Below are 23,310 nucleotides of genomic sequence, written 5' to 3'. Positions count from 1 at the left end.
ACGTACGTATTGTTCGCACAAAAAAGAGGCCCACGTCACAAGCGACGTGGGCCTCTTCCTACGTTCATGACACCGACCCGCCATGCTCGCCTCGCGGCAAGTGGTCGCTCGTAGCGACGAAGGTTGGGCCCGGGGGCTTGGATCGAGCCGGTGTCACGACAAGGCTAACAAACAGATCCCGCACGGCCATTCCCGTCCGCGGACTTCACAGGAAAACCCCAGCCGAACGGGTCTACGGGCGCTCCCCGCATCACTCCCTGAGCAGGTCCGGCACCCCCGCCGCGTCCGGCGCGTCCCGCTCGCCGGAGACCACCGTCAGCTGCTGCGTCGCCCGGGTGAGGGCCACGTACAGCACGCGCAGCCCGGCCGGGGACTCGTCGGCGATCTCCGCGGGCGAGACGACGACCGTGGCGTCGTACTCCAGGCCCTTGGCCTCCAGGCTGCCGAGGGCCACCACACGGTCGCCGAGCCCGGCCAGCCAGCGGGCGGCCTCGGCGCGCCGGTCCATGGCGACGACCACGCCGACCGTGCCGTCGACCAGGTCGAGGAGCCGCTCGGCCTCGGCGCGCACGGTCTTCTCGAGCGAGTCGCGGAGGACGGAGAAGCGGGGTTCGACGCCGGTGGAGCGGACGGCCGAGGGGGCCTTGGAGCCGGGCATGGCGAGGGCCAGGACCTTGGCCGCGAGCTCGGCGATCTCGGACGGGTTGCGGTAGTTCACGGTGAGCTCGAAGCGGCGCCGCGGGCGGGTGCCCAGGGCCTCGTCGCGGGCCTCGGCGGCCTCGTCGGGGTCGGACCAGGAGGACTGGGCCGGGTCGCCGACGACCGTCCAGGTGGCGTGCCGGCCGCGGCGGCCGACCATCCGCCACTGCATCGGGGTGAGGTCCTGGGCCTCGTCGACGATGACGTGGGCGTACTCGACCCGTTCCTGGGCGAGTCGCTCGGCGCGCTCGCGCTGCGACTCCTCGCGCACCGGCATCAGCTCCTCCAGGCCGGTGAGCTGGTCCAGCGGGTCCGCCTCGCGCTTCTTCCGGGGGCGGGCGGGGGTGCCGAGGATGGCCTGGAGCTCGTCCAGCATGGCGATGTCGTGGACGGTGTGGCCGTCCCGCTTCAGGGAGCGGGCCACCCGGCGGACCTCGCCGGGGTTGAGGATGCGGCGGGCCCAGCGGCCGAGGCGTCTCTCGTCGGCCATGGCCGCGAGGACGGTCTGCGGGGTCAGCTCGGGCCACCAGGCGTCGAGGAACTCGATGAAGGGGTCCTCGGTGAGGATGTCCTCGTCGAAGGAGGAGCGCAGTTCGGCGGCGAGCTCCGGGTCGGTGTGCCGGCCGGCCGCGCCGGAGCGGGCCCACAGGGCGTCCAGGAGGAGCTTGCGGGCGCGGGGGCGGAGCAGGTTGACCGGGGCGGTGCCGCCCAGCGCGTTGTGCCGGATGCGGTCGAGTTCCTCGGCCTCCAGCTCCAGGCGGCGGTTGAAGGCGACGACCCTGAGCCGGGTCGGTGAGTCGTTCAGCTCCAGGGCTCCGCGGGCGGCCTTGCGCAGCACCCGGAGCATCCGGGAGGAGCCCTTGGCGCGGGCGGTGGCCGGGGTGTCGTACAGGGTGGCCTCGGCGCCGTCGACGAGGGAGCCGATAGCGCGGATGGCGACCTGGCCCTCCTCGCCGAGGGACGGGAGCACGCCCTCGGTGTACGCGACCAGCAGCGGGGTCGGGGAGACGATCAGGATGCCGCCCGCGTACCGGCGCCGGTCCTGGTAGAGCAGGTAGGCGGCGCGGTGCAGGGCGACGGCCGTCTTGCCGGTGCCCGGGCCGCCCTCGACGTAGGTGACGGAGGCGGCGGGGGCGCGGATGACCAGGTCCTGCTCGGCCTGGATGGAGGCGACGATGTCCCGCATGGTGTGGCTGCGGGCCTGGCCGAGGGCGGCCATCAGGGCGCCGTCGCCGATGACGGGCAGCGTGTCGCCGTCGAGGAAGGCGGTCAGCTCGGGGCGCATCAGGTCGTCCTCGACCCCGAGGACCCGGCGGCCCTTGGAGCGGATGACCCGGCGTCGTACGACACGCCCGGGATCGACCGGGGTGGACCGGTAGAAGGGCGCGGCGGCCGGGGCCCGCCAGTCGATGACCAGGGGGGCGTAGTCCTGGTCGAGGACGCCGATGCGGCCGATGTGCAGGGTCTCGGCGATGTCGGCGGTGTTGTCGCCGCGGACCGCGCCCTCGGCGGGTTCCACGGCGGTGTAGGCGCCGTCGGGCCCCTTCTTGCCGTCCTTGCCGAGGAGCAGGTCGATGCGGCCGAAGAGGAAGTCCTCGAACTCGTTGTTGAGCCGGTTCAGGTGGACGCCCGCCCGGAAGACCTGCGCGTCGCGTTCGGCGAGCGCACCGGGTGTGCCTACCTGACCGCGCTTGGCCGCGTCGTTCATCAGGAACTCCGCCTCGTGGATCTTCTCCTCGAGACGGCGGTACACCCGGTCGAGGTGTACCTGTTCGACGCTGATCTCACGGTCTCGGACGGAGTCCTGGAGCGAGTCCCGGACTGAATCCCGATCCGAGCCGTGAGAGCCGACCGCGGATTGCTGAGCCTGAGCGGCCACCGGGCCCCCTTCTGACGTGCTGGGCAGCCGTCAACCGTACGCGAAGGGGGCCCGCCGAAGCTACGCGCTGACCGAGACGAGCTTCTTCCCGTCGAAGGTCATGACCTCGAAGTGGTCGATCTGATTGGGGGTGAAGGCGGCCCCGCCGTGCACGTAGAGGGGCTCCTTGGCCTTCGCCGACTTGGCGTCGGTGATGCCGTATCCCCAGGTCGGGACGGACCAAGAGGTCACCGTCTCGCGCTCGCCGTTCTTGCCGACGGCGATCAGCGAGCACTTCTTCGGGCCGGTGACGTTCTTGAGCTGGAGGACCGCGTGGGTGCCCCAGTCCTTCTTCTCCACGGCGACGGTCGCGGTGACGTGGGTCGTCGGGTCCGTGGCCGACTTCTTGTCGGTCATGGTCTGGAAGGCCGCCTGGGCGGGCCCCATGGCCATGTCCGCGGTGCCGTTGTCCGAGCCGCCGCTCAGGGTCACGCCGGCCGCGGTGCCGCCGGCGATCAGCACGACCGAGGCGGCCAGTGCGAAGATGTTCCGCCTGCTGCGGACCTTCCGCTTCTCGGAGACCTCGACGACGAGTTTCTCGACCATCCGCGGGCTGGGCCTCGCGGACAGCGACTCGCCGATGGACGGGGTACTTCCGGAGCCCGGCAGATCCGCCAGGGCCGCGAGCATGGGCTCCATTCCGGCCAGCTCGTCGAGCTGCTGGGCGCACCACTCGCACCCGGCCAGATGGGCCTCGAAAGCGGTTGCCTCGGCGTCGTCGAGAATCCCGAGCGCATACGCGCCGACAGTCTCGTGCTCATTGGGCACCGGAGATTCCTGCATAGCACCAGACATACCCGAACCACCTGTGCCGAACCCGCCGTGCCCCCCGTACACACTCATCACGCCGTCACCCCCCGCTCCTCCAGTGCCAGCTTCATCGACCTGAGGGCATAGAACACCCGCGAACGGACGGTGCCGCTGGGTATACCCAGCGTTTCGGCCGCCTCGTTGACGGTACGCCCCTTGAAGTACGTCTCGACGAGCACCTCCCGGTGGGCCGGGGTCAGGTCGTCGAGCGCGTCCGACAGCGTCATCAGCCACAGCGCCTTGTCGATCTCGTCCTCCGCGGGGATGACCTCCAGCGGCGACGGATCGACCTCCTGCGGCCGGGCCTGCCGGCTGCGGTGACCATCGATGACGATGCGGCGAGCGACCGTCACCAGCCAGGGGCGTACAGATCCGGTCGCCCGATTGAGCTGGCCGGCGTTCTTCCAGGCACGGATGAGTGTCTCTTGCACGACGTCCTCGGCGCGTTGCCGATCACCGGCGACCAGCCGAAGGACATACGCAAGGAGAGGTCCGGCGTGCTCTCGGTAGAGGGCACGCATCAGCTCCTCATCAGGCTCCGAGGGCTGGGACATGCGATGTCGGGCCCTCGATCCACGTTCATTGGCCACGGCCGCATCCTTGCGCACGCCCACCTCCGGTGTCCGGGGGTTCCCCCAGTCGGTCGCTCCCCCACCGGTACGGAAGTGACTCGCGAGGTGTTCAACAAGACCCCACATTTTTCTGCGAGGTGACATGACGAGCGGGACATGACCCCACATTCCCACCGCGTGATCTTTACATTTCCGACACAACGTCGAAGGCGGCCGAGTTGCCCGTACTCACCCGTCGCCAAACGGAGTGTTGCCGAAATCACTTTCGCGGAGCTTCGATGAAGATCCGGCAGAAGCCGCGAATGGGGCGGGAGTTGAGATACGCAGTGACGGCGGTCACGGGCGTGAACACGCGTCCGCGCGCGTTCACGCGCAGGCGAGGGCGGTGGCACGCGCGGGGCGAGAGCGGTGCCACGCGCGGCCCAGGGTGGTGTCAGGCGCGGGCGAGGGCGGCGCGGCGGCGGTGCCGGGCCACCCGCTCGCGGTTCCCGCAGACCTCGCTGGAGCACCAGCGGCGCCTGCGTCCCCGGGAGGTGTCCAGGTACACCAGGGGGCAGTTGTCGCCCTCGCACTCCCTGACCGCCGCCCGCGCGACGGGGTCGGTGAGCAGTTCCACGGCATCCCGGGCGACGGCGGCGAGCAGGGCCGCGCACCCCGGCGGACCGGCCAACTCCCTCACCAGGAATCCGTCTTCGCCGGGCACGGCGCGCGGGGCCGGAGGCGCGGCGGCGCGGGCGACCTCGTTGACGCGGGCGAGCGAGAGGTCGTACGACCGGACCCCCGGGGTGTTCCGGCCGCGCACCAACTGCCCGACATGTCCCCGCAGTTCGCGGAAGCCGACGAGCCAGCCGGGGGCGGCGTGGGCCAGCGGGGTGCCCGGCGGGACGAGTCCGGAGCCGGTGATCCAGGCCCGCAACGGTGCGAGCCCGTCGAGCCGTTCGCCGGGATGCGTGGTCGCGAGCAGATCGAGACAGATCCGCCCGGCGTCGAAGCGCAGCTCGTACGCGGACGCGGTCGCGGCCGTACCCAGTGCCATGTGCCTGTCACCGCCTAGGACAGGAGAACCGTTCTGTTCACAGTGCCCGGTGCGGCGGGCGGCCGGAAGCCCTCGTACCGGGGTTCCGCCTTTCCGCGGGGTTCCCGTGCGACCCCGCGCCGGGCGGGGACGCCGGAGCCCGGGACGCGGGCCGTCCCCGTTCGGCCCGGATACCCCGACAGGCCTCGCCGCCCCCCGCTCCGGGCCGTGACCCTGGGTCCTGCGAACGCACAGCGAGCCGCCCCAGGGGGGACCCGTGAGGGACGGCGGTTCAGGAGAGGACACGTTCATGAGCATGCGCACCCGGGTCGTCGCGATGGCGACGGCCGTACTGCTGGGCGTCGGCGGCCTGGCCCTGGCTCCGGCCGCGGCCGCCGCCGCGCCCTACCACGGCATCGACGGCGGCGGCGCCGTCACCGACGACTGGCAGGACGAGGAGAACCTCGGCGTCGACGACTACGCGGAGAGCAACGCCACGGCGCTGTGGGAGACCGTGCTGTGGGCGGACGGCGCCCAGTACCAGGACGACGACGGCGACTCGCACCCGTTCGAGAAGAGCAAGATCGACGGCTCGTTCGGCCCCGAGACGGAATCGGCCACCCAGTGGTGGCAGGAGCACTTCGGCCTGTCGGACAACGACGGCGTGGTCACCGAGCAGAGCTGGACCTTCGCCCAGCAGCGGCTCACCGGCCCGGCCGCGGGCAGCGCCGTCACCTTCCACGGCACCGCGCACAACGCCACGCTCAAGCGGATCAGCAACAAGTACCGGGTGCGTATCAAGGGCACCGGTTCCTGGAAGATCGCGTACTACGACCAGCGCGGCTGAGCACACCACGGGGGCGGGCGACGACGGTGTCGCCCGCCCTGCGGGGCAGCGCCCACAGCAGCCCGGCGGCCAGCGCCCCGGCGAGGACGGACGCGACGACAGCGGCGATCCGCCACCGCCGCTGCCCTGGGGAGACCTCGGGCGGCCCGGCGGACTCCGGAGGCCGGGCCGCCGCGTCCGCCACCGCGTCCGCCGCCGGCTCCGCCGCGCCCTGCGGCCACGCCTGTTCGGCCAGCTCCCACAGCGCCAGCAGCCGCGCCTGGTCCCCGCCGGCCAGCCGGCACAGCACCTGCGCCGCGCTCCTCGGCGGCAGTCTGTCCCCGCTCAGATAGCGCTGCCAGGACGACTTGCTGTACGCGGTGCGCCGGGCCAGTCCGGCGAGGCTGAGTCCGGTACGGCCCTTCAGGAGCCGCAGTTGCTCGACCAGATGCCGGGCCTCCCGCGGCAGTGTGGCCGGCAAGGGCTGCCAGCGTGTCATGTTCCGTCCCCGTCCCCCGTGTGCCGTGGTCCGGCGCCAGCGTGCCGCCCACCGGCCGGGATCCGGCAGAGCGCACGCCCGCGGAGCGGGGCACGGCCCGTCGCACGCGCGCGGCCGCACGGGACGGCCCGGCGCGCCCGGGGAGGAACGGACCGGAGTGACGGGCAACGGGCGGCCTGCTACGGCCCGTTGTCGCCAGGCGGTCCCCAGAACGTCGTACACCGGTCAGCCGGTCCGCTCATCACCCGTGGCGAAGAACCGCTGTACGTACTCCCCCGGCGGCAGCCCGCTCTCCCGCATGAGGGAGAAGACCTCGGCCCCCTCCCCCGGCGTCCCGTCGACACGGAACCCCTCGGCGAAGCCCGCGTACTCGACCTCGTCGAGCGCTTCGCAGTACTCGACCGCCTCGGCCTCGGCACGGCCGATCGCCTCGTCCGCCGAACGGGCGGTCCACAGCGTGACCCGCTCCTCGTACACGCCGAGGCCGCGGTGCCGGAAGACGCATCGCACTCCGTACCAGGACGACGGGCCCACGGTCACGTAGCCGTCCGTCCACTCCGGCTCGTCCATGGCCGCCTCCTCGATGTGGAAGCAGTCGGGCTCGTCCCGGAAGCCCGGCAACTGCCTGGCCTGGATGATGCGTTCCTGCGCCAGTTCGCGGGTCGAGTAGACGCCGAGGTGTTTGACGTCGTCCCCGGCCTCCTCGTCGGACCAGTAGTCGTCGGGAGCGGCGAAGTGCCGGATCTCTCCGTCCTCGTCCTCGGCACGGTGGTGTACGTGCCACAGCAGGAAGACCCTGTCGACGCGTGCCATGGCGCTCCGTTCGCTGTGCCGGCGCTCATGGCCTCGCGCACGGTGCCGATGCGGAGGAAGCCCCCGGAGCGGGCATCGTACAGACGAACGCCCACCAGGATCACGCCGGACAGCGCCGGGCAGCGGGGAACCGGTGCGTGGTCTCCCGGCCGGTGTCTCCTCGGTGTCTCACACGTCCGCTCACACGTCCGCGTACTTCGTGTCCGCCGCCGGGTCCAGCGCCAGCCGGTACCCCCGCTTGACCACGGTCTGGATCAACTTCGGCGCGCCCAGGGCCGTACGCAGGCGGGCCATCGCCGTCTCCACCGCGTGTTCGTCGCGGCCCGCGCCCGGCAGGGCCCGCAGGAGTTCGGCGCGGGCCACCACCCAGCCCGGCCGTCGCGACAGCGCCCGCAGCAGGGACATCCCGGCGGGCGGTACCGGCTTCAGCGCGCCGTCGACGAGGACCGCGTGCCCCCGGATCTCGACACGGTGGCCGGCGATGGGCAACGCCCGCGCGCGGGAGGGGAGTTCCTGGCAGAGCAGCTGGACGAGGGGGCCGAGCCGGAAGCGTTCCGGCTGGACCGTGTCGACGCCGAGGGCCTGGAGCGGCAGCGCCGTCACCGGTCCGACGCAGGCGGGGACGACGTCGTGGCCCAGGGCGGCGAGCAGGTCGCCGAGCAGCCCGCGGTGCTCGGCGCGGGAGACGAGGGAGGCCGCGGCGGGGGCGCTGGTGAAGGTGATCGCGTCGACCGAGCGGGAGACGACGGCGTCCAGGAGCCGGTCCACCGGGCCCAGGTCCTCCGGCGGCATCCACCGGTACACCGGCACCGGCAGCACCTCCGCGCCCGCCGCCCGCAGCGACTCCACGAACCCCGGCAGCGGCTCCCCGTGCAGCTGTACGGCGATCCGGCGGCCGTCCACGCCCTCCTCCAGGAGCCGGTCGAGCACCTCGGCCATGGACTCGGAGGACGGCGACCACTCCTCGGTCAGCCCGGCGGCCCGGATCGCCCCCTTGACCTTGGGCCCGCGGGCGAGCAGCTCGACGTTCCGCAGCCTCTGCAGCAACTGCTCGCCGAAACCCCACCCGTCCGCGGCCTCGACCCACCCCCGGAACCCGATCGCGGTGGTCGCCACGACGATGTCCGGCGCCTGGTCGATGATCTCCTTCGTGGCGGCGAGCAGCTCGCCGTCGTCCGCGAGCGGCACGATGCGCAGGGCGGGGGCGTGCAGCACAGCGGCACCGCGCCGCTGCAGCAGTGCCCCGAGCTCGTCGGCGCGGCGCGCGGCCGTGACCCCCACGGTGAACCCCGCGAGAGGGCCGTGCTGACCGGCCTCCGGTCGCTGCTGCTGTTCCTCGTCCATGGCTGCTCTCCTAGCTGACCCGCATGCCGAACGAGCCTGTCAACGGTGCGTGACAGGCTCGGTTCGGGTTCATGTCACCAGTGTTACGTCACACCTCGGCGTAGCTGAGCTGCGCCTTTGCCTCGGTGGCGGCTGTGGCCTGCGCCCGCGCGGCCGGCCGGCGAAGGTATACGGCCCAGGTGATGGCGAAGCACAGGCCGTAGTAGGCCAGGAAGGCGACGAACGCGCCGGTGCCGGAGCCGTAGGAGAGGAAGGACTGCCGGAAGGCGAGGTTGATGCCGACGCCGCCGAGCGCGCCGACCGCGCCGATGAGACCCATGGAGGCACCGGAGAGCCGACGTCCGTACTTGACCGCTTCCTCACCCTCCAGCCCCTTGGCGAGGGCCTTGGTCTGGAAGATGCCGGGGATCATTTTGAACGTGGAACCATTGCCGATCCCGGTGAGCGAGAACAGCACCACGAACGCGACGACGAACAGCGGCAGCGACTTCTGCATGCTGGCGACGACCAGGACAGCGGTGGCGGCGGCCATGGCGGTGTAGTTGTAGAGGGTGATCTTCGCGCCGCCGTACTTGTCGGCGAGCCAGCCGCCCACGGGCCGGATCAGCGAGCCGAGCAGCGGGCCCATGAAGGTCAGATACGTGGCCTGCAGCGGCGTACGGCCGAACTGGTTGGTCAGCACCTGGCCGAAGGCGAAGCTGTAGCCGATGAAGGAGCCGAACGTCCCGATGTAGAGGAGGGACATGATCCAGGTGTGGGCGTCCTTCGCGGCGTCCTTGGCGGCACCGGTGTCGTTCTTGACGTTCTCGATGTTGTCCATGAAGAGCGCGGCGAGGACCGCGGCGACGACGATGAGCGGGATGTAGATCCCCAGCAGCACGCGCGGCCCGCCGCCCGCGCCGATGACGGCGAGGGCCACCAGCTGGATCGCCGCCACGCCGATGTTGCCGCCGCCCGCGTTGAGCCCGAGCGCCCATCCCTTCTTCCGCAGCGGGAAGAAGGCGTTGATGTTGGTCATGGAGGAGGCGAAGTTGCCCCCGCCGATGCCGGCCAGGAGCCCGATCCACAGGAAGGTGTCGAACGACGTCCCCGGCTTCATGACGGCGAACGCGGCGACACTCGGGATGAGCAGCAGGCTGGCCGAGATGATCGTCCAGTTCCGCCCGCCGAAGATCGCGACGGCGAAGGTGTAGGGCACGCGCACGACGGCACCGACCAGGGTCACCATCGACGTCAGCAGGAACTTGTCGGCCGGGGTCAGCCCGTACTCCGGCCCCATGAAGAGCACCAGCACGGACCACAGGGTCCAGATCGAGAACCCGATGTGCTCGGAGAGCACGGAGAAGAACAGATTGCGGCGGGCGATCTTCTCCCCGGTCTCTTTCCAGAAGGTCTCGTCCTCCGGATCCCACTCCTGGATCCAGCGACTACGGGAAGTAGGGGCTGGGGCTGTCATGACGCCTCCACGGTGCTCCGCGTGCTCGGTCTGCTACGAGTGACTAGGCCACGAAGGTAGGGAGGCGTCGTTTCCGCGCTGTGGCTGTGGGTGACCGGAAGGGAACGTTGCTCTCACCCCGGAGAGAGGGCGGGTGAGAGGTCCGGGCCGGGCGCCGGGTCAGCGAGAGGGGTACGGCGGCTGCGGGGGCTGCGGGGGCTGCTGCTGGTAGGGGCCGGGGGCGTAGGGGCCGGCAGGCTGCGGGGGCGGGGCGTAGGGGCCGGGGGTGTAGGGGGTGGGGGGCTGCTGACCGTAACCGGCGGGGGTGGGTGCGGGTGCGGGTGCGGCGGGGGGCTGGCCGCCGTAGGGGCCGTAGCCGGGCTGGCCGCCTTGGCCGCCCTGGCCGCCTTGGCCGGGCTGGCCGCCTTGGCCGGGCTGGCCGCCGTACGGGCCGTAGGGGCCGGGCTGCTGCGGGGGCTGCGGGGGCTGGTACTGGGGCTGGGGTTGGTACTGGGGGTGCTGCATGGGGCCCTGTTGCATGGGCATGGGCGTGCCCGGCGGCAGATACCGCACCCGCCCGCCCTCCCCCGTCACCGGCATGAACCCGGCGGCCTGGAGCCGTTGCGCGAACTTGGCGTTGCGTCCGCGCGTGACGAAGAACCCGAGCCCCATGACCGCCATGAGGAGAACCCATACGACCCCGGAGACGACGAAGGCCCCCGCACTCCCGCCGGCGCGCGCCGCGGCCAGCACCAGCCCGAGCGTGATACCACCGGCCCCGAGCAGCATGCGCTTCTCGGCGTTCTTCCCGGTGAGGTCGAACTGGATCCGGGCCTTGAGGAGTTCGACGGCGTCGGGGACGAGGGGCGGCAGCGAGACACCGTCGGCGGCGTTCGGGTACTGCGCCCAGTTCTGCGCGGCGCGCGCCTGCCCCTGCGGGCTGTGATCCGGCACGATCAGGAGCTTGAGCACGTTGTTGCGGGAGCCGGTGTGGCGGGCGTCGGCGTACTCGTACCCGAACTGCTGGGCGATGAAGGCGAGCCGGGCGAGCTTCTTCACGGAGGCCCAGGCGTTGGTGAGCTCGACGGGCTCACCACTGGCCATCAACTGGAACATCTTCCGTACTTGCCGCGCGCTCATCGCATCCGCTCCCCGTCGGCCGAGCCACTCTTTTCACTTCTGCAACCCAGGAAGTGTTCCATGTGGCGTGCACCGAGAGAACGGCCACCGGGCGGATTGACCCGAGCTTGACCCGCCGTCAGCACTCGCCGACCTCGAACCACAGCAGCTTCCCGGCACCGCGGTCGAGCGGACCGCCGTCCCCGACGGACAGGCCGCCCCACGAGTCCGCGTACTCCTGCACGAGTCGCAGGCCGCGCCCCCGCTCGGCTTCCGCCGGGACGTACGGCACGCGGTCCCTGGGAGGCTCCCCGAAGGGAGCGGGGATACGCGGGTGGCTGTCCCAGACCCCGACCCGCAGCCGTCCGTCCGCGAGAGCGGTGAGCCGGAGGGAGGCGGGGCCGCGGGTGTGCCGGTAGGCGTTGGTGACGAGCTCCGAGGCCAACAACTCGACGGCGTCGAGAGCCTCGCCTCTGCCGTGACCGCTGAGCACCGCTCGTACGGTCATACGTGCGACGCGTGCCGCGCGGGGATCACGGGGCAGGCGAAGGGCGTACGTCCAGGTGTCGGGCAGGAATACGGTGTCCACGAGGACCTCCGACGAGAGACGGGACTCGGGTTCGCTCAACGACCGCGCCGGGCGGTGGCTCTGCCTGGGGGTGCGCTTCCGGCTTACCGAAGCGGCTGGTTGAGCGGTGCGTTCTCACCGTAGAGCAGATGGTTAGATGGATCTAACTAAATGCCGTGAATGCATCCATGCTTCACTCATGTGAGGGTGCACTGGGCCGCCTCATGCCAGAAGGGAGACGGTGTGCCGTCCACCGAAAGCCCCACGCTCCGACAGCGACGGCTGGGCGCGGAGCTGCGGAAACTCCGGGAACGGGCCGGGCTCACCGCCACGAGCGCCGGTGAACTTCTCGGCGTCAACCAAGCGCGCGTCAGCATGATCGAGACAGGCCGCACGCCGGTCAGCGCGGACCGGTTGCGCTCCATGGCACGTGCTTACGACTGCTCCGACGAGGAACTCATGGACGCGCTGGCCTCCATGACAGGCCGACGCAGTCGGGGTTGGTGGGAGGAGTACCGCGAACACGTACCCGTGGCGCTGGTCGATCTGGCCGAGCTGGAGCACCACGCCTCCGCGCTGCGGGTGGCGCTACTCATTCACATCCCCGCGTTGCTGCAGACAACAGATCACGCCCGCGAGCTCTTCCGGTCGGTGGTGCCGCCGATGCGTCAGCACGAGATCGAGCACCGTCTCACTCACCGGATCAAGCGGCAAGGCATCCTGCACCGGGCAGCACCACCCCCGTACACCGCGATCATCCATGAGGCCGCACTCCGCATGTGCTTCGGCGGCCCGGCCGTCGCCCGCGGCCAGCTCAAGCACCTGCTCGAAATGAGTGAACTCCCGCACGTCGTCGTCCGAGTGATCCCCTTCGAGGCTGACAACTTCCCGACCACCGGTCAGTCCTTCGACTACGTGGAGGGTCCCGTGCCGCAGCTCGACACGGTTCAGCTGGACTCCCATCACGGTGCCTGCGAGTTCCTCGACGCCGAGGCCCAGCTGAGCAAGTACCGAGCCGTACTGGGCCGCATGGAATCCTGCTCGCTCTCACCAGCCAAAACCCGCGACTTCATCAACCAACGGGTCCTGGACCTCTGACCTCTGAGGAGGCACCTGTGCACATACTCCACTGGCGCAAGTCGACCCACAGCGGCGACGGCTCGAACTGCGTCGAGATGGCCCCCACACCCCACGCCGTCCACATCCGCGACTCGAAGAACCCCACCGGCCCCCACCTCACCGTCGCAACCTCCACCTGGGCTCACTTCGTCTCCCTCGTGGCACCGCCACGGCCCCAATGACCGCATGGGAACGGACATCCACGGCTGGATCGAGTGCCGCACCTGGCGGGAGGGCCTGAACCACGACGAGACGGCATGGTCCCCGGCCATCAGCCTGTCGATGCTGGGGATGCCGAGGGACTACGACGGCTTCGCCTGCCTCTTCGGAGTACGCGACTTCGCCGCCACCTGGCGCCCGGTGGCGCCGGACCGAGGCCTACCGCCGGACACGTCCCCCGAGGTCCGCCAGGAGCACTCCACCTGGGCGGCCGCGGCCTTCGCCGAGACCTGGCTGACGTGGCCGGAGGCGAGGGCGATCAACTGGACGGAACCGGCGATCCCCCGAACCACCCACATCACCCGCTACCACCGCACCCCGGACGGCACCCTCCGCCTTGTCCACCACCGCGACTGGAGCAAAGGCTTCGCCCGAGCGAGCGGCATCAACACGCTGACGACGTCCCCGGCAGACCTGGCCGGCCTCCACCCCGAGGGCACCCAATGGACCACCGGCACCACGCTCTACCGAGCCGAACGCCTCCGCCGCCGCGACGCGGTCCCGGAGGACGGCCCGTGGGCCCCGGTGTGGACGGTGATGGAGGCCCTGGCGGGGGTGCACAGCGAGGAGAACGTGCGGTTGGTGGCGTGGTTCGACGAGTGACCACGTGCGCCGACGTCCCGGTGGTCCGGACGCTTTGCTCGGCGGTCGGGCGGGCTGCTCTGGAACCCGAGCAGTCGGAGTGACAGTCACTTCCAGTGCAGCGACTTGGCGACTGCCTCGAACAGGTCGACCAGGGCGTCGGCGAACATGTCCAGGGATGTCGAGAAGGTGAGCAGGAGAACGGCTTCGGTGCCCGGGACACTGACGGCGTAGTCGACCACGGTCACAGGCAGCCGGTTACCGGAGGAGTCATCGGCAACCGGAACCGTACGGGTGCGTCGCATGGTCGCCGGGCCGGCAAAGGGGAGTTCGACGGCGGTGATCTGCTGAGAGCTCCCGCGGGCGTCCAGGCGGAACCCCTGGCCTGGAGGGACGACGGTTACCAGGAGCGAGGAGGACAGGGGCACCGGGCCGATGGAAGTCGTGGAGATGTAGAACTCGACACCGCCGTTGTCGTAGCCCTCTTCTGCACGAGCGCGAAGTGCCTTGCTGAATTCTCGCTTGAGCAGTACGGCATCGTCCTGACCGTCGAAGACCCGCTCGGTCAGTGCTTTGATCGGCCCTTTCCAGCCATCGGGCTCAAGCGGAATCCGGAACCAGCCGTCCGGAACGACGAGGCCGTAGTCGGTGGGCGGGAGTCCGCCATCGGTGAAGCCGCCGGCGACGGCGTCTGGCATTCCTCAGCCTTCCTTGATCTCGGCGAGCTCCAGCGACTCGGCCAGCATCTGCGCCAACTCCAGAAGCGCCTCGCCGAAGACGAGATTGGTCCACGACATCCGGAAAACGAGGATGTTGTCGACCTGCGGCGGAAGCAGCGCGTAGGTAACCGTCTCCATCATCGTCTTCTTCTTGAAGAGCGAGCCGGTCTCGACCGAGTGGAGTTCCTGGACCCGTACACCGGGCCCGGCCGGAAGATTCACCTCGGTCACGCTCCGGCGCTCGGGTGACGTCGGGAGGACAGCTTCCAGGAGCTCGGGAAGACGGTCAGTGGACCGGTATCCGTCGCCGTCGTAGTCGTGCACCTCGTAGACGGCGGTCAGCGCTTTTGCCGCGTCGATCACATAGGCATAGGCGAACGTGGGGTCGCCCAGATCAGCCGTGGCCGCCACCCGGGCCAGCACAGAGGCAAGTTCACGAGTCTCGCTTCGCGGAGCATCTGTGCCCAGATACTGCCGGGCCGCGCGCTTGGCCCACTCACCGAGCTCCGCGTTCTCTCCGACGGGGAGTCGGATACTGCCCTCGGGCTCGGAGATCAGGCACTGCCACATCGCGTCGTCACTCACTCGGAATTCCTCCTGGCCGTCACGAACCCACCGTCCAAGCGGTCTTCCACTTGTTGTACGGATTATCCCATTCCGTGAGGCCGTGGAGCTTGTCATTCCCGTCGATGGCGGTCGCCGCGGCAGTGTAGCCAAGCCACCTCTGCCCAGCGGATCGCACATAGTCGGTGAACTTCACACCGCCCATGCTTTCGAACTTTCCGAGGATCGGCACCTCTTTGAGTGCCTTGCTGGACTCCACCCATTCCGGATTGCCGAAGGGCCGGGCTCCTCGCCAAGCATCCCTTCCGAAGAGTTTCCCCACGTCCTTGAAGTCCTTGAGGCCCTTCACGGCGTCCACCGTGTCCTGGTAGATCACCTTGGGGTTCAGGACGTGCTTGAACTCACCGAGCTTCCCGAAAGCACCTGGCAAGTCACCCGCGAGCCTCTGTGACGCCTCTTCGGCGGCTTGGTTCGCAGCTTTGGTGGCCTTGCCCTTCAGCGTGTTGGCCGCCTTCACCGATCTGCCGGAGATCGAGTTGGCTGCGAGGAAGTCCGCCCGGGCGGAGCGGCTCGCCGTCTGTACCCCCCGCACGCCGGCCGCGGCCGCCTTGCCCGCACTCAGCGCGGCGCGGCCCAGCCCGAGCGTGAGCAGGGCCACGCCGTCCAGAACCAGGTCGGCGATACTCGCGTCTCCCGAAAAGACGAGCACCAGATGACAGGCGAAAGACACCACGGTCGCGAGCAGGGCGATCGCGTCCAGGACACCCGCCAGCGCCCAGCCGATCACCGGGATCCAGCCGACCAGCAGCGAGGCGAGAGCACAGGCTGTCGCCACCCAGCCGGCGATGTCCGCAATGCTCTTGAGCGCTCCCTTGATGTTCTCCCAGGTGGAGTCCTTCAGCTTGTCGTGGTCAATGAGCGCCTCCAGAGCGCGAGCCGCCTTCTCACCGGCTCGGTTGCGGGCGTTCTTGGCAGCGTGCACCCGCCTGATGGCGTCCTTGACACGACCGTCGACCTCGTCCCGCTTCGTGGTGAGGTCGTGCTTCTTCTGCTCATAGTCACCCGCGGACTTGTCCAGGGCGTCGAGCGACTTGTCGAGACGCTCCCGCTCCTCACGGTCGCGCTCGGCATCGTTACGGGCCTTGTCCGCCGCCTGCTGGGAGGACGCCAGGACAGAGGCGTACTTCTCATCAGGTTGGTCCGTCTGCTCGCCCAGGAGGTCGGCAGCGGTCTCGAAACGGTCCAGGACCTTCTTCAGGCGGCCGACGGTCCCCTCGGCCGCCTTGCGGAACTCGTTCGCGGCATCGCTCTGCCAGCCGTCCACCCCGCAGAGGGCTTCGATGTTGCCGGTCTGCCTTCTGATGGCATCCGCCACTGAGCGGAATCGCCGACCCAACTTCGCCACGGCCTCTGGATCACCGGACACCGGGTCGGAGTCCAGCTCGACCGGAGACCAGTCCTTCGGTCGGGACATCATTCCCCTTGCCTCTAGGGCTTCTCCTGCTTGCGGACCGCGTCGGCGAGGTCTGTGTCTATCTGCTCGTAGGCCTGGGCCGCAGCCTTCGTGATTGCCGCGAGCTTGCCCAACTCGCCCTCGAGTTTCCCCCGCTTGTAGTCCCAGTTGTCAGCGAAGTCGTCAAGCCGGTCCGTGAGCTCCTCGTGCCCTACGACCTCCCGGCTCCAGCCGTACTTGTTCTTGTCGTCGAGCCCCTGCAACTCCTCGACGATCTTCTCGATGCCTGTGGACACGCTCTTGAGCACATCGAGATCGTCGATTCTGGTCCTGTCGCCCAAGGCCCCTCCTAGGCCGGAAAGCTCCGGGCCGACTCTCGCTCACCTGTTGACGGACTGGATCTCCTGGACGATGACATCCTGGGTGGCCCCGAAGACGCCGTCATCGAGGGGCCCGCCTGGCGTTCCGGTACCCTTCCATCTGATCTTCCAGGTGATCGTGGCCTTGAGTGGGTACGAGCCCGTGCCCGAGGAGTGCAGGTATTTCACCCCACAGGGTGGCGTCTCACCGGCCTTTCCCTTGGCGTAGGCCTCACCAATGCTGCCGTTCTTGAACTCGCAGACGCCCGAGGCCGGATACGTGACCGCGTCCGAGGTACCGGGGTCGATCTTGAGAGAGTACGGCGTGGCGGTGGTCGTCGCGCTGATGCCCAGCACGGGAACGGACGCGGTGACGGAGACCGGCTTGAACTCGGCACCGTCCAGCCAGGCCCAGGTGGGAAGGTTGACCTTCGTCCTGTCCGCCGGGGCCAGGGTCACCTTCGTGCTGGGGACGCGGATCTGGTTGTAGGCGAGCTGGGCGAGGATCTCCGGGGTGACCGCCTGTGGTACGTCGGCCGGCGGGTCCTCACCCGTGTCCACCCAGAAGATGGGCTTCGTGCAGTCGAGCGCGCCGGGGTCTCCCTCACGGCCCGGGGTGACGTACGAGTCCCACCAGTAGCCCTTGCCCGCCTTGTCCTTGTTGAAGTCCTTGTACGGCTTCCCGTTGACGTAGCGGTCGCGCTGCGTGGCATCCCACTCGTAGCCCGTCGAGTCGGCCTCCCAGATCGGCGTCAGGTAGGCCTCAAGCGCGTCAGGTGAGTACTTGGGCGCGTAGTAACAGGCGGGCGGGGTCCAGGTCGTGGTCGGCGTCACCGCACCGGTCGATGCGCCGGAGCCGTTGTTGGAGAGGTCGTAGACGACGGCACCGGCGGTCGCGGAGATCTCGCCGTTCTTCTGGTTACCGTTTACCTGGCTGTTGGTGCCAGAGCCCCCGCCGGGAGTGATGGTGGCCCAGGCCGCTGGCCCGGAGCTCCACATCACAATGCCAACCAGGAATGCGCATGTTCCTCTGGCTACGGCTGACACTGAGCTGCCCCCCTGATGGAAATAATCTGCGATGTCTGCCAAACGCCGTCGGAGTTCTTGTCGAGCCTGGTGTTGTACGAGACGTAGCTGTCCTTGTTGACAGGTGTTTTATTGATCTTTCCGGTCTTCTTGTTCTTGCTGAAGCCCTTGCTCTCATCGCCACAGAACGTGAGGATGGCCGACGTCTTGCTCTTGAGTGTCACCTTGCGGTCGTAGTACCGGACAACGCCGGTGATCGTGACGTTAGCCTTCTTGAACTGGGCGACCCAGGACAGTGTGGCCTCAAGAGCCTTGCCCGTGTTGTAGTAGGCGAGTCCCTCGCCTTTGGGATCAGTTCCGGTGATAGCAGCGTCCTCCGCCCGCGCCCTTTCCGCTCCGTCCGCGAGCACGGCGTCCTTCACCGCATCACCGGTCTGGCCACCTTCGAAGGTCAACGTCACATCCGACGGCAATGTGATCTTCGGCCGCCCCGATTCAGCTGCCGAAGCCGAAGGGCTAGGGGAAGCCGAAGCCGACGCCCCCGTGTCCGCCCCCGCGATCTTGCCGTTCGAGTTGTCCTTGCCTCCGTCACCTCCACCGCATCCGGCAAGCAGCAGTGCGGCCGTCACACCGGCGGTGGCTGTCGTGAGCAGGCGGGAACGGCGGGTCACGGTGGGCTCCTGGTGGGGCGGTTGGGGTCTGCGAAGCAGCGAATACGCTATCGGGGTCCATCCGGAACGCACCAGAGCGATTTGCTGCGACCCGGTCGAACGAAGCGTGCATGCCGGATCATAGTTGGACAACTCGCTGCCCCGGCCTCGGCTTTGGTGCTGTCCCGTGACATCGCCGCGACCGTCAGTTGGCCTCCGCAAAGGCTGTTGGCCAGATCGGGCACCGGAAGGCGAGATGCCCCACACACCCAGACGGGGCGCGTATCCGAGCCCGCATCACCGAACGGCCTTCACCTCAAACCGACCGGACCTGTAACTTCACGTGTGCACAGGCTTGTTGACGAGGCGTACGCGACGGGGGTTGCGGGATCATGGCGGGTTACCGACCGGCGGACTGGCATCCACTCGACCTGGACAAGGACCCCACCCCCGGTGACCCGCAGCGCGTCCGCACTCTCGCCACGCAACTCCACGCCTTCGCCGACGACGTCTCCGACGCCCTGCGCCTGGTCAAGGGCATGGCCGGCGAGGACACGCTCCTGCAGTGGGCGGGCAAGTCGGCCGAGGTGTTCAAGGAGCAGTTCAAGGACGTCCCGAAGAACCTGAAGAAGCTGAAGAAGTCCTACGAGATGTGCGGCGACGCCCTCGCGGACTACTGGCCCAAGCTGGAGCGGGCCCAGGCCCTGGCCGACAAGGCCCTCGCCAAGGCGAAGGAGGCCCAGTCGGACCTGTCCTCCGCCAAGTCCCGTCTCTCCTCGGCCGATTCGTGGGTGACGCGGGCGACGAAGGAAGCGGACAAGTACAAGGACGATCCCACCGGCAGCAAATCGGACGCCGACAAGCCGGACGAGGGCAAGGTGCGGGCGGCCACCCGGGACGTGCAGAGCGCCAAGTCCGCCCACACCAAAGCCCAGTCGGACGTCACCACCGCGCAGAACGCCCTCGACGCCGCGAAGAAGATGGCCGAGGACGCCCGCAAGATGCGCGACGACGCGGCCGGGGAGGCGAAGCGGAAGATCGACGAGGCGTCCGACGCCGGGATACCGAACCGGCACTGGTGGCAGGACGTCGGCCACTGGTTCGAGGACAACTGGGACACCATCGTCACCGTCTGCAAGGTCGTCGTCGCGGTCGTCGGGATCATCGCGATGATCATCGGCGGGCCGATCCTCGGCGCCATCGTCCTCGTCGCCGCCCTCGTCGTCCTCGCCGACACCCTCTACAAATACTCCCAAGGGCAAGCCTCACTATGGGACGTGGCGTTCGCCGCCCTGGACTGCATACCCGGCGGCAAGGGCATCACCAGCCTCGGCAAAATCGCCAAGGGCCTCAAGGAGATGAAGAACCTCCGCGGCGGCATGAAGGCCATGAGCCTCGCCGTCCGCGGGCTGGGCAAGAATGCCCGAGGCATGCTGGCCGAGGGGGCGGAAGGGGCATTCAACCGGCTCAAGAGCGTCGTCCGATCCAAGGGCAGTGACCCCGTCGACATGGCCACCGGCGCCATGTATCTCCCGCAGAACGACATCGAACTGCCTGGCCTGCTGCCGCTGGCCTTCACCCGCCGTGTCGCCTCCGACTACCGCTGCGGGTGGTGGTTCGGCCCGAGCTGGGCGTCCACCCTCGATGAGCGTCTGGAAGTTGACGAACAAGGCGTCGTCCACGTCACCGAGGACGGCCTGCTCCTCGCCTACCCCCACCCCGCCGCGTCCCACACCCCGGTCATGCCGGAGGCCGGCCCCCGCCGCCCCCTGACCCGCCACGACGACGGCGGCTACCGCATCACCGACCCCCTCACCGGCCGGACCCGGCACTTCACGCGCCCCACCGCCGACGGGACCGCCCTGCTCACGCAGATATCCGACCGCAACCAGCACACCATCGCCTTCGAGTACGACGAGCACGGCACCCCGCTCGCCATCCACCACTCCGGCGGCTACCACCTCAAGTTCACCTCCGACGACGGCCGTGTCACCGCGCTCGCTCTGGCCGGAGCCGCCGAGGACGGCTCGGACGTCGTCGTCAAGCGCTACGGCTACACCGACGGCAACCTCACCGAGACGGTCAACTCCTCCGGCCTGCCCCTTCGCTTCACCTACGACGACCGGCTGCGTGTCACCTCCTGGACCGACACCAACAACAGCCGCTACGCCTACACCTACGACGACCACGACCGCTGCATCGCCGAGGGCGGCGAAGCCGGTCACATCACCATCACCCTCGACTACGACGGCACCGACCCCGCCTGGCCCGACTGCCGCATCACCACTCTCACAACCGCCGAAGGCGCCGTCACCCGCTTCACCGTAAACGACAACTGCCAGGTCATCGCCGAGAGAGATCCGCTGGGGGCGGTCACCAGGACCGAGTACGACGAACACCACCGGCTGTTGTCCTGGACCGACGCCCTCGGCCGCACCACATGGTTCACGAACAACGAGCACGACCAGCCCCTCAGGGTCGTACGCCCGGACGGCTACGAGACCCGGGTGGAATACAACGAACATTCCCTCCCCGTGACAGTGACGACCCCTGACGGACTGGTCCACCGTCTCACCTACGACGACCGCGGCAACCGCTCTTCTGTCACCGACCCGGCGGGCAACACCACGCGCTTCACCTACGACGAGGGGGGCCGCCTCTCCTCAGTCGTCGATCCCCTGGGCCAGGTCACGGCGGTGCATTGCGACCCGGCCGGGTTGCCGCTGTCGACCATGGATCCCGCGGGCGCGGTGACGAGCTGTGTACGGGACGCCTTCGGCAGGCCGGCCGCGGTCACCGACGCAACGGGATCCGTGACGCGGCTCAGGTGGACAGTAGAAGGGCGTCTGACCGAGCGGGTCGCTCCGGACGGCTCGGCCGAGCTCTGGGAGTTCGACGGAGAGGGCAACCGAACCGCCCACATCGACCGCAACGGCGCGGTCTCCCGCTACGAGTACACGCATTTCGACCTCCTCGCCGCGCGCACCGGCCCCGACGGAGCACGGTACGAATTCTCGTACGACGCCGGGCTGCGTCTGAGGAAGGTCGGCAGCCCCCAGGGCCTGCAGTGGATCTACGACTACGACGCAGCCGGACGACTCGTGTCGGAGAAGGATTTCGACGACCGGGTCCTCACCTACACCCATGATGTCGCGGGCCGTCTTTCGTCCCGTACAGACGCCTTGGGCCGGACGACCCATTACGAGCGGGACGTCATGGGAAGGGTCACTCGCAAGAACGCCCACGGCCGGGTGACCACGTTCGTCTACGACGCCGTCGGCGAACTCGTCGAGGCGGCAGGCCCTGAGGCGACGGTCGAGCTGCGCCGGGACGCGCTCGGCCGCCTGGTCTCCGAAAGCATCAACGGACGCACGGTCGCCCATGCCCACGACGGGCTGGGGCGGCGCACTCGCCGTACAACACCCGGGGGCGCCGTAAGTTCATGGAGCTACGACGAAGCCGGCCGACCCGCACGGCTCACATCCTCGGGCCGGAGCGTGGACTTCGGATATGACGAAGTCGGACGCGAGACCATCAGACGGTTCGGATGCGAGCTCACACTGACGCATGCCTTCGATCCCTTGGGACGTCTCACCGCCCAGTCGGTCACCGGCCGAGACGGCGCGTCGGTGCAGCGGCGTTCGTACAGCTACCGTGCCGACGGTGCGCTGGCCGGTGTCGACGAGCAACTCGCCGGTCAGCAACGGTTCGATCTGGACCCCCTGGGCCGGGTCCTAGCCGTGCACGCACCCGCCTGGTCCGAGTCGTACGCCTATGACCAGGCAGGAAACCAGACTCGCGCCGATTGGCCGGACACACATCCGGGGCACGAGGCGACCGGCGAACGGGTCTACGACGGAACGAGGATCACTCGCGCGGGCCGTGTGCGGTACGAACACGACGCCCTCGGCCGCGTCGTCCTGCGGCAGCGGATCCGCCTCTCCCGCAAACCCGACACCTGGCACTACACATGGGACGCGGAGGACCGCCTGACAGCGGTGCGCACGCCCGACGGCACACTGTGGCGCTACGCCTACGACCCGCTCGGACGCCGCATCGCCAAGGTGCGCATGGACGCGGACGGTGAACGGGTGGTCGAGCGGACGGACTTCGCGTGGGACGGTACGACCCTCTGTGAACAGACCACCATCGGCGACGACGTGCCGCAGACGGTCACGCTCACCTGGGATCACCAGGGTCGCCGACCAGTGTGTCAAACCGAGCAGGTCACCGCGCCGACGACGAACGAGAGCCCGCAGGAGAGCGTCGATCTGCGCTTCTTCGCCATCGTCACCGATCTCGTCGGTGCGCCGCGCGAACTCGTCGACGAGTGCGGCGAGATCGTGTGGCAGACACGCACGACCGTGTGGGGAAGCACGGCCTGGACCGCCGACAGCACCGCATACACACCGCTTCGTTTCCCGGGACAGTACTTCGACCCGGAGTCGGGACTGCACTACAACTACTTCCGGCACTACGACCCGGAGAGCGCCCGGTATCTGTCTCCCGATCCGCTGGGCCTCGAACCCGCACCGAACCCGATCGCCTACGTACCCACCCCGCACACCCACTCCGACAGCCTCGGACTGGCCCCCGACTACCATGAGTTCTTCACCGTCCAAGATGCGGAAAACGCCAGACGTCTCCGCGGTGACGGAACACCGTGGCCCACGGCCGAGAATCGCGGTCATTACGGGGAGGGGGTTTACTCGTGGGAGTCCCGAGCCGACGCCGAACGTTACGCAGAACGGCTTCGGGGGCGTGGCGCCGAAGTGGAGGTCATGCCGTTCAGAGTCAGTGCCGGCGATTTCGACAATATGAAGAAGATCGACCTGCACGAAATCGGCGAGGACGCGGCAACCGAATTCGCCGACAAGCACAGCAGACTCTGGGGTGATGGCCTTCCGCACGACTATGACTATGTGCGGGCACCCACCGGCATGGGCCAAGCGGAGAACATCTTCAGCAAGTCAGTCTTCCATCTCCTGAAGTTCTAGGATC

At 69.0% G+C, this 23,310-nt stretch carries 21 protein-coding genes; 5 read left to right on the top strand and 16 right to left on the bottom strand.

Translation table 11 applies throughout. From position 1 onward, the window contains the following. Nucleotides 1-250 precede the first annotated feature (250 nt). The 4 genes from ACFY6U_RS27955 to ACFY6U_RS27940 all read right to left on the bottom strand — a co-directional run bounded on the left by ACFY6U_RS27955 (nt 251) and on the right by ACFY6U_RS27940 (nt 5,035). Nucleotides 251-2,578 (bottom strand): HelD family protein, encoded by a 2,328-nt coding sequence (locus ACFY6U_RS27955; protein WP_390042566.1) that lies wholly within the window; start codon nt 2,576-2,578, stop codon nt 251-253. A 60-nt stretch (nt 2,579-2,638) separates the two neighbouring features. Next, complete coding sequence (locus tag ACFY6U_RS27950) at nt 2,639-3,460, bottom strand: anti-sigma factor family protein (RefSeq protein ID WP_390042564.1); 822 nt, start codon at nt 3,458-3,460, stop codon at nt 2,639-2,641. Next, nucleotides 3,460-3,981, bottom strand: coding sequence for a sigma-70 family RNA polymerase sigma factor (locus ACFY6U_RS27945; RefSeq protein ID WP_010039908.1), 522 nt, complete (start codon nt 3,979-3,981; stop codon nt 3,460-3,462). Before ACFY6U_RS27945 ends, ACFY6U_RS27950 begins: the two co-directional genes overlap by 1 nt. 451 nt (nt 3,982-4,432) lie before the next feature. Next, nucleotides 4,433-5,035 carry a CGNR zinc finger domain-containing protein gene (locus tag ACFY6U_RS27940; protein WP_390042563.1) on the bottom strand — a complete coding sequence of 201 codons (603 nt, stop codon included), beginning with the start codon at nt 5,033-5,035 and terminating at the stop codon, nt 4,433-4,435. A 289-nt stretch (nt 5,036-5,324) separates the two neighbouring features. Between ACFY6U_RS27940 and ACFY6U_RS27935 the strand changes: the two genes are divergently transcribed. Further along, nucleotides 5,325-5,861: a peptidoglycan-binding protein gene (locus ACFY6U_RS27935; RefSeq protein WP_390042561.1), complete on the top strand. Its 537-nt coding sequence runs from the start codon at nt 5,325-5,327 to the stop codon at nt 5,859-5,861. On the opposite strand, the gene ACFY6U_RS27930 is transcribed toward ACFY6U_RS27935, so the two are convergent. The 6 genes from ACFY6U_RS27930 to ACFY6U_RS27905 form a co-directional block, all read right to left on the bottom strand. Then, nucleotides 5,812-6,339, bottom strand: coding sequence for a helix-turn-helix domain-containing protein (locus tag ACFY6U_RS27930; protein ID WP_390042559.1), 528 nt, complete (start codon nt 6,337-6,339; stop codon nt 5,812-5,814). The genes ACFY6U_RS27935 and ACFY6U_RS27930 overlap by 50 nt on opposite strands. A 225-nt stretch (nt 6,340-6,564) precedes the next feature. Continuing rightward, nucleotides 6,565-7,152: a hypothetical protein gene (locus ACFY6U_RS27925; protein WP_390042557.1), complete on the bottom strand. Its 588-nt coding sequence runs from the start codon at nt 7,150-7,152 to the stop codon at nt 6,565-6,567. A 180-nt stretch (nt 7,153-7,332) separates the two neighbouring features. Beyond that, nucleotides 7,333-8,496, bottom strand: coding sequence for a uroporphyrinogen-III synthase (locus tag ACFY6U_RS27920; RefSeq protein ID WP_390042555.1), 1,164 nt, complete (start codon nt 8,494-8,496; stop codon nt 7,333-7,335). Between the two features lie 88 nt (nt 8,497-8,584). Then, complete coding sequence (locus ACFY6U_RS27915) at nt 8,585-9,952, bottom strand: nitrate/nitrite transporter (RefSeq protein WP_390042553.1); 1,368 nt, start codon at nt 9,950-9,952, stop codon at nt 8,585-8,587. A gap of 159 nt (nt 9,953-10,111) precedes the next feature. Beyond that, on the bottom strand, nt 10,112-11,071 hold the full coding sequence (locus ACFY6U_RS27910; protein WP_390042551.1) for a hypothetical protein: 960 nt from the start codon (nt 11,069-11,071) through the stop codon (nt 10,112-10,114). 118 nt (nt 11,072-11,189) lie between these two features. Continuing rightward, nucleotides 11,190-11,639 carry an ATP-binding protein gene (locus tag ACFY6U_RS27905; protein ID WP_390042549.1) on the bottom strand — a complete coding sequence of 150 codons (450 nt, stop codon included), beginning with the start codon at nt 11,637-11,639 and terminating at the stop codon, nt 11,190-11,192. 222 nt (nt 11,640-11,861) lie between these two features. Between ACFY6U_RS27905 and ACFY6U_RS27900 the strand changes: the two genes are divergently transcribed. The 3 genes from ACFY6U_RS27900 to ACFY6U_RS27890 are packed head-to-tail and all read left to right on the top strand — an operon-like array spanning nt 11,862 to nt 13,559. Continuing rightward, nucleotides 11,862-12,716 carry a helix-turn-helix transcriptional regulator gene (locus ACFY6U_RS27900; RefSeq protein WP_351486799.1) on the top strand — a complete coding sequence of 285 codons (855 nt, stop codon included), beginning with the start codon at nt 11,862-11,864 and terminating at the stop codon, nt 12,714-12,716. A gap of 17 nt (nt 12,717-12,733) precedes the next feature. Further along, nucleotides 12,734-12,919 (top strand): DUF397 domain-containing protein, encoded by a 186-nt coding sequence (locus tag ACFY6U_RS27895; RefSeq protein WP_390042548.1) that lies wholly within the window; start codon nt 12,734-12,736, stop codon nt 12,917-12,919. A 4-nt stretch (nt 12,920-12,923) separates the two neighbouring features. Beyond that, nucleotides 12,924-13,559: a hypothetical protein gene (locus tag ACFY6U_RS27890; protein ID WP_390042546.1), complete on the top strand. Its 636-nt coding sequence runs from the start codon at nt 12,924-12,926 to the stop codon at nt 13,557-13,559. An 86-nt stretch (nt 13,560-13,645) separates the two neighbouring features. Here the strand turns inward: ACFY6U_RS27890 and ACFY6U_RS27885 are convergent, their stop codons facing one another. The 6 genes from ACFY6U_RS27885 to ACFY6U_RS27860 form a co-directional block, all read right to left on the bottom strand. After that, on the bottom strand, nt 13,646-14,236 hold the full coding sequence (locus ACFY6U_RS27885) for a hypothetical protein (RefSeq protein ID WP_390042545.1): 591 nt from the start codon (nt 14,234-14,236) through the stop codon (nt 13,646-13,648). 3 nt (nt 14,237-14,239) lie between these two features. Then, nucleotides 14,240-14,842, bottom strand: coding sequence for a hypothetical protein (locus ACFY6U_RS27880; protein ID WP_390042543.1), 603 nt, complete (start codon nt 14,840-14,842; stop codon nt 14,240-14,242). Nucleotides 14,843-14,861: 19 nt separating this feature from the next. Next, nucleotides 14,862-16,196, bottom strand: coding sequence for a hypothetical protein (locus ACFY6U_RS27875; protein WP_390042541.1), 1,335 nt, complete (start codon nt 16,194-16,196; stop codon nt 14,862-14,864). 113 nt (nt 16,197-16,309) lie between these two features. After that, on the bottom strand, nt 16,310-16,615 hold the full coding sequence (locus ACFY6U_RS27870; protein WP_390042540.1) for a hypothetical protein: 306 nt from the start codon (nt 16,613-16,615) through the stop codon (nt 16,310-16,312). Between the two features lie 39 nt (nt 16,616-16,654). Further along, nucleotides 16,655-17,632, bottom strand: coding sequence for a hypothetical protein (locus ACFY6U_RS27865; RefSeq protein ID WP_390042538.1), 978 nt, complete (start codon nt 17,630-17,632; stop codon nt 16,655-16,657). Between the two features lie 35 nt (nt 17,633-17,667). Further along, a complete protein-coding gene (locus ACFY6U_RS27860; protein WP_390042536.1) occupies nt 17,668-18,330 on the bottom strand; it encodes a hypothetical protein in 663 nt (220 codons plus the stop codon). Nucleotides 18,331-18,701: 371 nt separating this feature from the next. Between ACFY6U_RS27860 and ACFY6U_RS27855 the strand changes: the two genes are divergently transcribed. Next, nucleotides 18,702-23,306 carry a DUF6531 domain-containing protein gene (locus ACFY6U_RS27855; RefSeq protein WP_390042534.1) on the top strand — a complete coding sequence of 1,535 codons (4,605 nt, stop codon included), beginning with the start codon at nt 18,702-18,704 and terminating at the stop codon, nt 23,304-23,306. Nucleotides 23,307-23,310: the final 4 nt, after the last annotated feature.

The sequence above is a fragment of the Streptomyces sp. NPDC013157 genome, from assembly GCF_042899865.1.
Lineage (GTDB): Bacteria > Actinomycetota > Actinomycetes > Streptomycetales > Streptomycetaceae > Streptomyces.
Note: the sequence above shows the minus strand (reverse complement) of the source record. Positions and strands in the feature narration are given on the sequence as shown.

Coding starts and splice junctions, on each gene's coding strand:
- ACFY6U_RS27930 (WP_390042559.1), bottom strand. CDS start 6,339: ATGACACGCTGGCAGCCCTTGCCGGCCACACTGCCGCGGGAGGCCCGG.
- ACFY6U_RS27935 (WP_390042561.1), top strand. CDS start 5,325: ATGAGCATGCGCACCCGGGTCGTCGCGATGGCGACGGCCGTACTGCTG.
- ACFY6U_RS27890 (WP_390042546.1), top strand. CDS start 12,924: ATGGGAACGGACATCCACGGCTGGATCGAGTGCCGCACCTGGCGGGAG.
- ACFY6U_RS27915 (WP_390042553.1), bottom strand. CDS start 9,952: ATGACAGCCCCAGCCCCTACTTCCCGTAGTCGCTGGATCCAGGAGTGG.
- ACFY6U_RS27950 (WP_390042564.1), bottom strand. CDS start 3,460: ATGAGTGTGTACGGGGGGCACGGCGGGTTCGGCACAGGTGGTTCGGGT.
- ACFY6U_RS27925 (WP_390042557.1), bottom strand. CDS start 7,152: ATGGCACGCGTCGACAGGGTCTTCCTGCTGTGGCACGTACACCACCGT.
- ACFY6U_RS27855 (WP_390042534.1), top strand. CDS start 18,702: ATGGCGGGTTACCGACCGGCGGACTGGCATCCACTCGACCTGGACAAG.
- ACFY6U_RS27910 (WP_390042551.1), bottom strand. CDS start 11,071: ATGAGCGCGCGGCAAGTACGGAAGATGTTCCAGTTGATGGCCAGTGGT.
- ACFY6U_RS27920 (WP_390042555.1), bottom strand. CDS start 8,496: ATGGACGAGGAACAGCAGCAGCGACCGGAGGCCGGTCAGCACGGCCCT.
- ACFY6U_RS27940 (WP_390042563.1), bottom strand. CDS start 5,035: ATGGCACTGGGTACGGCCGCGACCGCGTCCGCGTACGAGCTGCGCTTC.
- ACFY6U_RS27885 (WP_390042545.1), bottom strand. CDS start 14,236: ATGCCAGACGCCGTCGCCGGCGGCTTCACCGATGGCGGACTCCCGCCC.
- ACFY6U_RS27865 (WP_390042538.1), bottom strand. CDS start 17,632: ATGTGGAGCTCCGGGCCAGCGGCCTGGGCCACCATCACTCCCGGCGGG.
- ACFY6U_RS27945 (WP_010039908.1), bottom strand. CDS start 3,981: ATGTCCCAGCCCTCGGAGCCTGATGAGGAGCTGATGCGTGCCCTCTAC.